The 12,190-nt window shown below is 57.3% G+C and carries 13 protein-coding genes; 11 read left to right on the top strand and 2 right to left on the bottom strand.

Annotation, left to right across the window (positions count from 1 at the left end):
* Positions 1–37: 37 nt before the first annotated feature.
* The 11 genes from EL633_RS20510 to EL633_RS20560 all read left to right on the top strand — a co-directional run bounded on the left by EL633_RS20510 (position 38) and on the right by EL633_RS20560 (position 10,245).
* Positions 38–1,189, top strand: coding sequence for a hypothetical protein (locus EL633_RS20510; RefSeq protein WP_126628978.1), 1,152 nt, complete (start codon positions 38–40; stop codon positions 1,187–1,189).
* A gap of 864 nt (positions 1,190–2,053) precedes the next feature.
* A complete protein-coding gene (locus EL633_RS20515; protein ID WP_126628979.1) occupies positions 2,054–2,344 on the top strand; it encodes a hypothetical protein in 291 nt (96 codons plus the stop codon).
* A gap of 51 nt (positions 2,345–2,395) precedes the next feature.
* Positions 2,396–2,995 (top strand): hypothetical protein, encoded by a 600-nt coding sequence (locus EL633_RS20520; protein ID WP_126628980.1) that lies wholly within the window; start codon positions 2,396–2,398, stop codon positions 2,993–2,995.
* Entirely contained in the window at positions 2,992–3,333 is a 342-nt protein-coding gene (locus tag EL633_RS20525) for a hypothetical protein (protein ID WP_126628981.1), read from the top strand. The genes EL633_RS20520 and EL633_RS20525 overlap by 4 nt, the downstream gene beginning before the upstream one ends.
* Positions 3,314–5,359: a hypothetical protein gene (locus EL633_RS20530; protein WP_126628982.1), complete on the top strand. Its 2,046-nt coding sequence runs from the start codon at positions 3,314–3,316 to the stop codon at positions 5,357–5,359. Before EL633_RS20525 ends, EL633_RS20530 begins: the two co-directional genes overlap by 20 nt.
* A 7-nt stretch (positions 5,360–5,366) precedes the next feature.
* Complete coding sequence (locus tag EL633_RS20535; RefSeq protein WP_126628983.1) at positions 5,367–6,317, top strand: C39 family peptidase; 951 nt, start codon at positions 5,367–5,369, stop codon at positions 6,315–6,317.
* A 501-nt stretch (positions 6,318–6,818) separates the two neighbouring features.
* Positions 6,819–7,220, top strand: a complete 402-nt coding sequence (locus EL633_RS20540) for a phage holin, LLH family (protein ID WP_161982285.1) — start codon at positions 6,819–6,821, stop codon at positions 7,218–7,220.
* A gap of 30 nt (positions 7,221–7,250) precedes the next feature.
* Positions 7,251–7,952: a hypothetical protein gene (locus EL633_RS20545; RefSeq protein ID WP_126628985.1), complete on the top strand. Its 702-nt coding sequence runs from the start codon at positions 7,251–7,253 to the stop codon at positions 7,950–7,952.
* Between the two features lie 43 nt (positions 7,953–7,995).
* Entirely contained in the window at positions 7,996–8,322 is a 327-nt protein-coding gene (locus EL633_RS20550; protein WP_126628986.1) for a hypothetical protein, read from the top strand.
* Positions 8,322–8,759 carry a hypothetical protein gene (locus tag EL633_RS20555; RefSeq protein WP_126628987.1) on the top strand — a complete coding sequence of 146 codons (438 nt, stop codon included), beginning with the start codon at positions 8,322–8,324 and terminating at the stop codon, positions 8,757–8,759. The genes EL633_RS20550 and EL633_RS20555 overlap by 1 nt, the downstream gene beginning before the upstream one ends.
* A gap of 4 nt (positions 8,760–8,763) precedes the next feature.
* On the top strand, positions 8,764–10,245 hold the full coding sequence (locus tag EL633_RS20560; protein WP_126628988.1) for a phage terminase large subunit family protein: 1,482 nt from the start codon (positions 8,764–8,766) through the stop codon (positions 10,243–10,245).
* Positions 10,246–10,254: 9 nt separating this feature from the next.
* Here the strand turns inward: EL633_RS20560 and EL633_RS20565 are convergent, their stop codons facing one another.
* A complete protein-coding gene (locus EL633_RS20565; RefSeq protein ID WP_126628989.1) occupies positions 10,255–10,929 on the bottom strand; it encodes a response regulator in 675 nt (224 codons plus the stop codon).
* Positions 10,922–12,118 (bottom strand): sensor histidine kinase, encoded by a 1,197-nt coding sequence (locus EL633_RS20570; RefSeq protein WP_126628990.1) that lies wholly within the window; start codon positions 12,116–12,118, stop codon positions 10,922–10,924. The genes EL633_RS20565 and EL633_RS20570 overlap by 8 nt, the downstream gene beginning before the upstream one ends.
* Positions 12,119–12,190 lie beyond the last annotated feature (72 nt).

A 12,190-nucleotide genomic window follows, 5' to 3' on the forward strand; every position in this document is an offset into this window, starting at 1 on the left:
TTGGGATGTGTATGGGTTTAGCGGTTGGGAATGGCGTATGACAAATTTTGTGAATGCGGACGGATCTGGTCTGATTGGAGGGCTGGATCCGCAGGGACTGGGGGCGGCTTTACGCGTGGATGCGGCTGGCAGTCTGCGGGTAGCTCCAGCAGGTGGTGTGGGGCTGGACGGTGGCGCGGGTCAGGCCATGATGCCGGGGGTGCCATACCTGTTTAATAATGGCGCGCCGGGCGCGAATAGCTTTGATCGCAAGCGTGAGCTACAGGGAAAAGGCATCGTTTTTAATAACATCAGCGCGGGAGCGGGCGTAGGCTCAACCAGTCTGACCCTGACCTCGGTCACTGGCCTGATCGCCGGCGCGCCGATCCTGCTGGTCGGCGGAGGCTATACCGAAGTAATCTATGTGGCCGCAGGATATACGCCCGGCAATAATCCGGTGCCTTTGCAGTCCGGTATTGTCTATGCCAATCATACCGGCGCTTTCTGGGATGGCTATGCGCCGCAGGGTCCGCTACTCAATGGTCTACTGGCAACCGGCATAGATCCTGTCGCCAATGTGATCATCGATCCTAATGCCGGCAACTACTACCTGGTACGGGCCGCCTCACAGGATAACTGTCAGGGCTCGAATATCCCGCTGGGAAGTCTAGCGCTCTTCAATGGCACCAGCCTGGATCGCGCGGTTGGCGTTAATGGTGTGCCGAGCGTACAGAACTGGGTACGTCAACTGGCCTTGCAGGGACGCGCCTATTGTGTCCATGGCGGCCTGCAAAGCTCGGCGGCCGGCACCAACAACTATCCGCTTAGCCTGTTCAATCCGGCGGCCAGCGGCAAGAACATCCTGATCTACTCGCTGCGCCTGGTGGCCAGCACGGCCAGCGCCAGCTCAATCACGGCGCGGCTGAAGATGACTACCAGCGATCCGGTCTACAGCAGTAGCGCGACTGTCAGCAACCAGAAGGCCGGCGGGGCCGCCAGCGCCATCGCCACCAACTGCACCTATACCAGCAGTAGTACTACGCCGACCGCTCCCTATGTCCTGCTCGACATCGCCAACGGCCCCATCGAGCTCCTACAGAACGAGCAGATCATCTACCTGCCAGCCGGCAGCGCCAACGGCATCACATTATTCCTGGAAACCTATGCCGCCGGCAGCTATGCCATCAGCATCAAATACGCCGAGTTTTAACACAAACCCTTGATAAGCATTCTTATACATAATGGTACGGCGTGAGAAGCGAGTTGAGAGTACGTGGAGTGGGTCTCATGAGCCAGCCGAGCGTACGTCGAAAGCGTGATAAGCCGGCGTGACGTACGTCGAGTGGGCGCCACACGCAAGGCCGCACTGCTGGGTTTACGTGGGCCGAGGGGTTAGAACGACTCTCAGTGCTGTGGCGCCTACACGAATCATGGTGGATGGAACGGAAGTGATGGGGAACGTTTGGCTGGCCATGTTTGTCCTTTAACGGAGAGGATCGCCAACCATGATTGATGTGCTTACAAGTTGCTCAGCGATCAAGGTGGAAGAAACAAGATTGGTGTAGGCGCCACAGGCATGCGATGCCTTATAAACACGTATCACCCTTGATCATGCCGCATGCCGGCCTTGCGTGTGGCGTCCACTCGACGTACGATCGGTTCGCTTCACACGCCTTCACAGCAAAAACCGGATTTTCAATCATGATCATGATCAGGAACCTTCACATGGAGCGGGGAGACGGCAACCCGCAAGGGGATTGCCCTACACTTTACGTGTTCCTTGTTGCATGATTGCATCGAATACGTATTATTCTTACCCATTCAAATTATGACAAATTACCTGGAAATGATTCATGTAGGGCAATCCCCTTGCGGGTTGCCGTCTCCCCGCTCCATGTGAAGGTTCCTAAACATGAGCATGTCGGGTAGAAAATGTTGCTACGTGAGATGGATTGGGTCTTGCGTGTGGCGCTCACTCGACGTATGTTTCGCTCGCTGATTAGGGAGTGAATGAAGGGTGATACAAGTCCCACCTTGAGGGTGGGTTGCATGAGAGAAAGGATTTGAGAGAGGTATGTTGAATCAATTGGAGCTGGCCTTTGGCCGCTATAACGGGGGGCAGGTTGCCCCGATTGGGAGTTACTTGTGTCCGAGGACGTTGGCTATTCAGCAGCTGACGGCGGATGGGGTTTTGCCTCAGGATGGGACGTGGGTGCGGGTGGATGCGTCGGGGACGCAGACGTTGGCGAATATTGCTGCGAATGTGAATGCGGTGCTGGGGAGCAGCTATAGCGCGGCTAGCTTTCATACCCATGGGGCCGCCGACTTGATCGGTAATCCTGGTCAAGGTAGTAATGATGCCTGATCAGGTTGGATGATGTTTGGTTGTGTGGAATAAAGGAAGGGAGGATGATAGATGGCTCAGGTGATTAAGCGGGCGGTGTTGACTGGCTTTGATGCGGCCAGCTATACGGCGTCGGTGCTGTTGCTGGAGGCGACTTCGACCGAGTTGACGAATGTGCCGATCGCGTTTCATGTGGATGGGAGTAGTACGCCGAGCAATGGCGCGTTGTGCGCGGTCCTCTTCTTCGATGAGCATAATGCCAGCGATGCCGTGGTGCTCGCGGTCTATAGTACCGGCTCGGCGGTTCCGCTGCCGCCTCCGGGCCGTGTGACCTTTGTGCCGGGCTATCGGCAGATCAATGGCGATGGTTTTAGTGCCGGAACGCTGGCAACCTATACCTTGAGCGGGGGTGGCAGCGGGATTCCCGCGCGTGCTCTGGGAGTGCTCTACAAAGCCTTCTTTAGTAGTCCTACGGTCAATAGCTATATGCAGCTCGCCCCGCATGGCGCCAGCGATCCGGGGGCCTATGTCACGCTCGGTAATGCCGCCGTGGCGAATGTGGTCGTGAATAGCTGTGGCCTGCTGGCCCTCGATGGCCAGGGCCGGGTGGATATCAAGGCTTTTGTGGGCAATTGTACGCTCAGCCTCTACACCTATGGATATGTGCTATGAGCAAGATGACAGACAGCAACGCAGCCAGGCAGCAGGTTGAGCGCTGGGTCCAGCGCCTGGAGGAGCAGGCCTATAGTCTGCTCCTGGACATCGACATCGAGGAACTGAGTCAGAAGGAGCGCCTGAACTTCGCGCTCAAGATCATCAGCCAGATCCAGCATTTTTTGACGCTCAGGCAGAAGCTGGATACACCGGACGTGCCCACCAACAATGTCCAGATTATGTTGCAGAATTTGACGCGCCAGATGCGTGGTGAGGCGCCTGTAGAGGCATTGGATGGTGGCAGGGTAGTAGTAGAAGAGGAAGGAGGAGAAGGAGATGATGGCCCGCGTCGTTAGTCCCGCGCTCACCGCCTCGATCCAGGCCAGTACACGCGTACCGGCAATCGCGGTCAGCATCGAGGATCATATCCTACACTATCAGTCTTATCAGACTCCTAATGCAGCGGATGGCTGGCATGATGCCTGTCTGGCCAGCGACGGCAGCATCGTGCGGGTGCGGCTGACGCGTGGCAGTAATATGTATGCGCAATCCCTGCAATGGCAGCGCATCACGGACCCCAGTAATGCCAGCCAATGGACGGTCTGGACCACGTTGGGCGGGGCCAGCACCACCTGTTTTGGCGACGGCGGCTGCGCCATCTCCAACAATAATGGGGTACTGCGCGCCTTTGTCCAGCAGGGCAGCGGTAGTGGCGTGCTCTGGACCTGGAGTAGCAGCGACAACGGCCAGCACTGGAGCGCGACTCCCGGCACGGTCCTGACGCCTCCCAGTAATGCGACCTTGCTGGGCATGGGCAGCGCCGGCAATAACGACATCTTCTTCCTCTACCAGTTGTCCAGCGGTGTCCTGACCGGCTGCTCCTTTTTCAGTGGAAGTAGTTGGAGCGCGCTGCGCACGACCACGCTCTCGGCGCTCTCCTATGGGGCCGGCCTGAGTGCCTACTGGGATGGTCAGAGCTACTGGCTGGTCTTCAGCGATGGGACCACCCTCTATCAGAGTAGCTACACGCCAGCCACTACCAATTGGCAGGGCTATCCCGTCATCGTTCCGGCCAGCGGCAATGCTATTCTGCGCCGTGCCCCCTGTCTACGCTACGATACAAGTACAGGACGTTACAACCTGACCTGTATCGAAGCCGACAGCGGCAGCCTCACCGGAGCCGTCTACAGTTATCCCCGGCTGCGGCAGAGCGCCGACCTCAAACACTGGTCCCAGGGCAGTATCCTGCACAGTATCAGTGCCCAATATGGCACCTGTTTTCTATCCCTCCCCACCGGCAACCTGCTCATCAGCATGTCCAGTATCCGGCGTGCCGAGAGCTATAGCCAGAGCAGCCAGCGCTACCAGGACTGCAGTGCCGCTGTGATTTCATATAGACGTGAGGAGCAACTGGGCCAGCCCGGCACTCTGGAACTGGAGCTGGACAACAACCAGGGAGCGTTGATGGCGGCCTTGAGCCAGTCAGGGTCCACGCGACCGATCGGGCCGAACTGTTCGGTAGTGGTGCGTGAAGGCTATCACACCGGCAATCCACCGGGCGTGGGGGAGACGGTGCGGGTCGGCACCTATCGTATCGAGAGCATCGAGCTGCGACGTACGGCAGGAACTTCCCGGTTGCGCCTGCTGTGTCGTGATCTGACGCGGCAACTGGACCTGATCAATCGCTTCCAGCTGACATATGTAGGACAGACCCTGGGCTGGCTCTTGAGTGAGGTCTGCGCGCGGGCCGGCCTGTTTGCTCCGGTGCTGCCGGGCGCCAGTAGCCAGATCAGCCAGAGTGTTCCCTTCTTTGTCCTGCCGGCTGGTAGCTCGTATCGTACGGCCCTCAATGAGCTCTGCCAGCTCTACGAGTTGCAATACTTCCTGGATCAGGATGAGGTGTTGCAGTTCTGTGATCTGAGCAGCACCAGCGCTGCCAGCTGGTCGTATCGGTCGGAACTGGAGCTGCTGACTTTTGGACAACATGAGCAGATGAGCAATCATATTATCGTCACCGGTAAGCCGCCCGTAAGCGCGACGGCGACCGCGCTCACGACCGCCGAGGTCTATGATGATGTGCAGATGCAGTGGAGTGGTCAGGAGCGGGTAATGCAGCACGTTGACCAGAAACTTTTGACGGCGGCCCAGTGCGCCAGCAAGGCCGCCTTCCTACTGGCGCGGCAGCAGCGAGCCCAGAGTCAGCACCAGATCCGCGTGCCTCAGAATCCTCAGCACCAGCTACTGGATGTCCTGACCATCGCAGATCAACCCATCCCTACCGGCACCGGCCAGAGTAGCACGGTGCGCATCATGCGTAATCGCGTAGTCTATGATGCCCCGCACGCCGAATTTTCCGCCAGCTTAGAACTACAAGGAGTGTAAAACACTGATGGAACTACAGAATTTTCCGATGAAGTCCCAGCGTACCGAAGATCCAGGCCAGGCCAATGCTGAATATGATTGCGTGGCCACCAGTATCGCGGCCTGCGTTCAATTCCTGACCGGAACGGCGCTCACGGGTAGCGAGCTCAAGAATCGCATCTATGGGGCCAGCTTTGTCGGCGCAACCTATATGAGCGATTACGTGGCCGAGGTCGCCAACCATGGCGTGATCCTGCGCACCCTGACCGGCACCTTTCCCGGTCTGCTCGGCACGATCCGCAGCGAACTGGCCCAGGGACATCCTGTCATCGCCGCCGAGCTCGATCCCTATGTCAGCGCCGAGCTTGACTGGACACATATGCTGGCCTTCTATGGCTGTACCAACACGACCCTGACCGCCATGGATCCCTATATCGCCAAACCCATCACCAGAAGCGACGCTGACTGGCTCAAGGTGCTGAAATATAATGCTGTCTGGCCGCTCGCCAAACCCCAACCAGGACTGGTCGAGCACGTCCCGCCCGGCTGGAAGGATGATGGCAACACGCTACGGGCACCAAATGGCCAACCGGTTGTCAAGGGCTTCCGCAGCTATATCCTGACCCACGGTTGGGATAGTGATGACCTGCCGCTTGAAGCCGAGCAGGGGGCGAACCCGTTAGAGATCTCCAATCCCTCGCTGGGAGGCGGCACCCGCCAGCGCTTCCGGCGATCAACCCTGGAGTGGACCCGTCTGCGTGGCGTCTTTGAGGCCTGGACCGGTCAGGAGGTGATCGCCCTTGAAAAATTGAGCCGACAGGTCACCCGCGAGCGCGATACCCTGAAGGCCTTACTAGCACAGAATGACGTGACCTGTGAAGTACTCCAGGCGCAGATCAAGCAGCTCAACCAGCAGCTAGCGGCAGCCAGCCAGAGCAAGGCTCCAGCCGCCCCACGCGTTCCTATCACCGAAGCCTGAGGCGCGTGTTGAATGGGCTTCACATGCCTATCGATTGTATATGGAGTAATGGGCGTTACCAGCCGGCGTGACGTACGTCGGGTTATGGGGCCGCCAGCCAGCGTGAAGTACGTCGAGTGGCGCCACACGCAAGGCCGCACTGCTGTGTTTCGTGGGCCGAGGTGTATGAACGAGACGCAGTGCTGTGGCGCCTACACGAATCACGGTGATGGTGCGGCATCAAGAGGGAACGGATGGAGCGGTAGGATCTCAGCTTCATTGTTGGTGTGCATACTCGCCGATCAAAACGTTGCTGTGTGGTCATGGTGAATGAAAATGATCAGTGTAGGCGCCACAGGCATGCGATGCTCTCTAAACACCTATCGCCCTTGATTATGCCGCATGCCGGCCTCGCGTGTGGCGCCCACTCGACGTCCGATCGGCCTGGGGAACACGTCGTCCCATGTTTTTACCTGGAACGAATGGATAGTTGTAGTTGTTAGAAAGAGAGAGAGTTTGTCTATGAATCATGTTGATCTTTTGACCGCCATCCTGCTTAATGCCTTCCCGTTTCTGTGTGTGGCCGCCGTCTGGTGCCTCAAGTTTTTTGAGCACCAGTTACCTACGCGGCAACAAGAGATGTTGGAGAAATGTGTCCAGATGGCTGTGTCGATGGCCGAACAGGTCTATGACCAGTCTGGTCCACTCGAAAAGAAGCAGTTTGCTTTGCGGGCCGCTATCGACTTGTTTCAGGCCTTCCATCTGCCTATTCCCCAGCCTGGCGTGCTCAATACCGCCCTGGAGGCTGCTGTCTTCGCGTTAAACCAGACCCGGCGCAATGGGAGTCCGTATGTGGATCAGGCGACCCGCGTCAATCCAGTTGTCCAGGCTGCGTCCGCACAGCTTCAGGCGGGATTGCGTTAGCCTCTGTGGTAAAAGGAGTAGAAAAAGCCTATGCTGCTGTCCGACGCCGTTAACCTGCTACGCCTCGACCTGTTCGATCCCGCCGGACCCGGCCAGCGTTGGAACCAGTCTGACCTGGAGCGAGCCATCGACAAAGCCGTCGTTTGCTACTCGCACTATATCCCGCATATTGCCTCTGCCGACCTGCCCATCCAGGCCGGCCAGCGCACCTATGCCTTCCCGGATAGCTGGAATCCCAGCTATCCCATTCTCTGGATTGAGCGCATCTGGTATCCTGTGCCGTCGCCGGGTCGTACACTGGCCTTCGCGGAGCACTCTAACCTGCTCGATTCCAGCTATGCTCCCGGCATGGGCGCCGGCCAGCAGCCATCCTTTACGCTGCTCATGCCGGACTGCGAGCTGCCCCAGGACACCACACAGATGCTGCGAATCTTCTATGCGACGCGCCAGCAGCTCGATACCAGCGGCTCTACTATTCCCGATATTGACCGTGACCTGATCATGCTTGGGGCCAGTAGCTATGCCATGCAGGCCTATCAGGTGCCGACCAACGATAACTTTACCTTCCAGGATGGGTTCCTGCATGATCGCCTGGATGATAGTAATATACCCGCCGCCTGGTCTGCGGTGGCCCTGCAACGGCAGATGCAATTTATGGCTCGCCTGCAAGAGCGCCAGCGACAACAAGGTCTGGCCGCCGCCCCGCGCCTCACCTGGAGAGGACGCATCTAAGCAGGGCATGTATATCAGGTTTGAGAGAGGAGCGATGTGATTGATGGATTTTTTAGGGATGTTGAATTTGATTTTGACGGTGACCGGCATTCTGGGAGGTGTACTGGCCTATCGCAGTGGCGTGGCGCGTACGGCGAACGAGATTCAGGAGCGGGTGATTCACGCGTTGGAACTGGAGTTGACGGGGATGCGTGGCAAGTTGCAGGATATGCAGGATGAGAATACGCGCTTGAGCTTGCTGATCGATACGATCTGCGCGGCCCTGCGCAGCCGTGGGATGGCGATCTCGATTGATGGTGATATGGTCTCGATTAGCGATTCAGGTGGAACAAGCACAACGACGAGGATTCAGGAGGAGCGGTTTCTCTAATGGCGACGATTGGTGTGGATTGTGAGATGCTGCTGGATGGCTGTGGCTACTTTTTGAAGCCGGGCAGCTATCAGATGCAGCAGCCGCGTGTACGTAGCGCGACCACGCGGGCCGATGGCGCCCTCTCCTATGTGGATCTGGGACCCGGCAAGCGGCGCTGGCAGATGGTGGTGTTGTGCCTGAATGATCTCCAGCGTTATGATGGCCGGCCCACCGGTCTGGCTGGTCAGGCGTATCGCGATACCTTGCGCGCCAGCTATACTGGCAGTCTGGGCAGCACCCTATCCTTTGTAGATCCGCTCAATGGCAGCGTCGCGGTCCATTTTGATAGTTATAGTGAGCGTATCCCCGATCTGCATAGTCAGGTCATCGCGCTAGCCACGGGAGGTAGTCTGGCCGCCTCCTATGAGGTCAGCATAGAATTGGTCGAGGCATAAGGTCATGCAGATAGCAGAGACGTTTCCGGCGGGCATTGGCTGGTTCGCCCGCCATATCCTGGGCAAGCCGCTCTACCCCTACCAGGAGCAGGTTGGTGATGCCATTCTGGCCGCGATCCGTGAGGGGCGCGGCGATACCTTCAGCGTAATGTTCGCGCGCCAGATGGGCAAGAACCAGCTCAGTGCCGTCCTGGAGGCCTATCTGCTCTTCGCGTATCCAGATGGCTCCATCGTCAAGGCCGCCCCAACCTATAAGCCGCAGATCGTCAACTCACGGATGCGCCTGCTGAGTATGCTGGAGGCCCCCCTGCTGCGTGAGCGCGTCTGGAAAGCCTTTGGCTATATTATCGGTCTCGCTCCTGATCCCGCCGAAGTCGATGTGCAGAGCGGGCCGCGCATCCTCTTCTTCTCAGCGGGACCTGAATCCTCGATCGTGGGGGCCACCGCCAGCCTGTTACTGGAGATCGACGAAGCCCAGGATGTCCAGCCGGGCAAGTATGATGTCGAGCTTAAACCGATGGCCGCCACCAATAATGCCGTGACCGTGATGTATGGCACCGCCTGGACCGAGGATACCCTGCTGGCCCGCATGCGGGCCCATAATCTGGAGCGGCAGCAGCAGGACGGTATCCAGCGCCACTTTGAGTGTGACTGGCGCGTGCTGGCGGCCATCAATCCCCGCTATCGGCGCTTTGTCGCAGGCGAGATACTGCGCCTTGGGGAAGACCACCTCTCGATCCGCACGCAGTACCGGCTCCTGCCCATCAGTGGAGCCGGCATGCTCTTTAACGACCTGCAACGTTGTATGCTCCCAGGTAGTCATAGCTGGCTGGCCGAACCCACTGGCGACGAGTACTATGTCGCCGGACTGGATGTTGGCGGCGAAGAGCGTCCCCGGCCCGGAGCCGAAACGCAGCCCAACCGTAAACGTGACAGTACCATCCTGACGATTGCGCGTGTCAGCTATAACGAACTGGAGCTACCGGCCATCGAGATCGTCCATCAACAATGGTGGACCGGCCTGCGGCACAGCGAACAATATGCCCGTGTCAGCGCCTTGATCCAGCACTGGAACCTGCGCCGTGTATTGATCGACAGTACCGGACTCGGCGAAGCCCTATCCAGTCTGCTGCTCGACAAATTCGGTGCTGAGCGCATCAGCAGCTATAAATTCAGTCGTCCCAGCAAGAGTCAGCTCACCTATCAGCTACTCAGCCTGACCAGTTCCGCGCGACTCAAGCTCTATCAACCAGACGAGGCACCCGAGCAGATCTATCAAGAATGCTGGAAACAGCTACGGCTGGCCCGCTACCGCATCCCGGCCGAGAACTGCATCGACATGTATGTAGATCCCGCCGAAGGTCACGACGACTTCCTGATGAGCATCGCCCTCTGCGCCCAGGCCATTCGCGATCTGCAACCCCCTACCAGCGAAAGCCAGATCATCGCCCCACGACAACTCTATCGGAGCGACGGCCGTTTCTAGCGACGCTACTCATTCGACGAGACGCTGGCGCAGCGCCATCACAACCGCCTGTGTGCGATCTTCTACCCCAAATTTTTGGAGAATGCGATGGACATGGGTCTTGACCGTACCCTCCGAGACATTGAGAATGTGCGCGATCTTCTGATTGCGCTGACCGAAAGCCATCTGTTGCAGAACCTCTCGTTCGCGCTCTGTCAAGGGCTCAAGCAAGGTGTTGGTCTGGTCCTGGGATGGGATGTTTTCGTGCCGGGCCTGCATAGCCTCGGCCAGCGCCTGGGCCGAAGTATGGCTGTGATACATAATGGCCCCCTGCTGTGCCGCACGTATCCCGGCCAGCAAGACACTGGTATCGGCATCTTTGAGCAAGAAACCGACCGCCCCGGCCCGAATCCCCTTGAATACATATTCTTGGATATCGAAGGTAGTCAACAGCACGATCTTCGTGTCGGGCAGGGTCGCTAAGATAGCACTGGTTGCTTCAATCCCATCGCGCTTCGGCATACGAATATCCATCAGGACAAGATCCGGGAGCATGTGCATGGTCGTCTGGATTGCCTCATCGCCATCGACGGCCTCGCCAACCACAGTCATATCTTGCTGTGTATTGATGATATAGCTCAGGCCTTGTCGGATGATAGATTGATCTTCGGCCAGCACGATACGAATAGGGGCAGGCTTATCCATGGCTGTCCTCTCCTTGATGTAGCGCTTGCGCATGTTGAACTGTGGGTGTGGCCGGCAAAATGACCTGTACCTGCAAACCATGGGGCTGACATGGAGAAAATGTACAGGACCCTCCCAGTTTCTGGCTGCGTTGCATAATACCTTTTAATCCGAAACCTGGCGTGAGCTGTCGATCTGCCGTGTAGCTGCCATTGTCCGCCACCGTCAAAATAACCTGTTGTTCCTGTTCCTGTACCTGGATCGTGGCCGAGGTCGCTTCGGCATGGCGCATAATATTTGTGAGAAGCTCCTGCAAGATACGATAGAGCGTGACGCGGATCTCTATTGGCCAGTCCGAGATCGCGTCATCCTGGCGAAAATCAAGGGATAGAGGCGCATGGGCCGCAGTTTGTGAAACCAGTCCCTGTAACGACACCAGCGCCGACGCGCTTTCATCTTCATCCCACGCATGTACAGCCTGGCGCACATCAGCCATGGCTGTACGTGCAACTTCGAGCATGGCTGGTACTGCATCTGCCGCCTGTTGAGCCTGCATGGGAAGCATAAGCTTGAGTGCCTGTAGCTGTACAATTAACGAAGTCAACTGGTGCCCCAGCCCATCATGCATCTCCCGCGCTAGCCGTGTGCGTTCGGCCATGGCTGCATAACGGATCGAATGGATTGTCGCTTCCTGTAACGTGTCATGTGTATCCTGTAATGCACAATGTGCCTGATTGAGTTCCAGCAGGTGTAGCTGGCTGATGCTGTATGCGTATTTATATGCATTGATGGCGCGTACACCCATGAACGCAGAAATTAGCCATGGCATCAGCGTAAACGTCAGGTTGGAGGTCGATGAAATCACGAGCATTGCCGCTATAGTGACCACTGCCAGTATGGTCGTAAGACGTGGATATCTGTGTACATCCCGCGCCAGAACCAGGACAAGGGGGAGCAGTAGTAGACTGCTATAGGGACTCCAGGCGTTGAAAAAAGAATGGATAAGCATGAAAGCGATGAGCAAGCCAGTTGCCACTATATATCTTGTACGGCTCCACCAGGATTGATGAATCCAGATCATAAACAAGGAGAGCAGCAGGCTGGCACATAGTACACACCATTCCAGAAATGTCTGCTTGAGAAAAATCTCATAGAGTATCGCAATGGCTAGCGTCAGGATGGAGGTCATACTCCGAATCTGCCAACTCATGCACTATTCTCCTCGCTTCAACAGATAAAATCGCACTATATATATAGGTACGATATTTTAGCAGCTCTTAGT

Origin of the sequence: Dictyobacter alpinus (genome assembly GCF_003967575.1) — a bacterium.
Lineage (GTDB): Bacteria > Chloroflexota > Ktedonobacteria > Ktedonobacterales > Ktedonobacteraceae > Dictyobacter > Dictyobacter alpinus.

Excerpts from the sequence above, each read along its gene's own strand:
- EL633_RS20510 (WP_126628978.1), top strand. The coding sequence starts at position 38 with ATGACAAATTTTGTGAATGCGGACGGATCTGGTCTGATTGGAGGGCTG.
- EL633_RS20515 (WP_126628979.1), top strand. The coding sequence starts at position 2,054 with ATGTTGAATCAATTGGAGCTGGCCTTTGGCCGCTATAACGGGGGGCAG.
- EL633_RS20520 (WP_126628980.1), top strand. The coding sequence starts at position 2,396 with ATGGCTCAGGTGATTAAGCGGGCGGTGTTGACTGGCTTTGATGCGGCC.
- EL633_RS20525 (WP_126628981.1), top strand. The coding sequence starts at position 2,992 with ATGAGCAAGATGACAGACAGCAACGCAGCCAGGCAGCAGGTTGAGCGC.
- EL633_RS20530 (WP_126628982.1), top strand. The coding sequence starts at position 3,314 with ATGATGGCCCGCGTCGTTAGTCCCGCGCTCACCGCCTCGATCCAGGCC.
- EL633_RS20535 (WP_126628983.1), top strand. The coding sequence starts at position 5,367 with ATGGAACTACAGAATTTTCCGATGAAGTCCCAGCGTACCGAAGATCCA.
- EL633_RS20540 (WP_161982285.1), top strand. The coding sequence starts at position 6,819 with ATGAATCATGTTGATCTTTTGACCGCCATCCTGCTTAATGCCTTCCCG.
- EL633_RS20545 (WP_126628985.1), top strand. The coding sequence starts at position 7,251 with ATGCTGCTGTCCGACGCCGTTAACCTGCTACGCCTCGACCTGTTCGAT.
- EL633_RS20550 (WP_126628986.1), top strand. The coding sequence starts at position 7,996 with ATGGATTTTTTAGGGATGTTGAATTTGATTTTGACGGTGACCGGCATT.
- EL633_RS20555 (WP_126628987.1), top strand. The coding sequence starts at position 8,322 with ATGGCGACGATTGGTGTGGATTGTGAGATGCTGCTGGATGGCTGTGGC.
- EL633_RS20560 (WP_126628988.1), top strand. The coding sequence starts at position 8,764 with ATGCAGATAGCAGAGACGTTTCCGGCGGGCATTGGCTGGTTCGCCCGC.
- EL633_RS20565 (WP_126628989.1), bottom strand. The coding sequence starts at position 10,929 with ATGGATAAGCCTGCCCCTATTCGTATCGTGCTGGCCGAAGATCAATCT.
- EL633_RS20570 (WP_126628990.1), bottom strand. The coding sequence starts at position 12,118 with ATGAGTTGGCAGATTCGGAGTATGACCTCCATCCTGACGCTAGCCATT.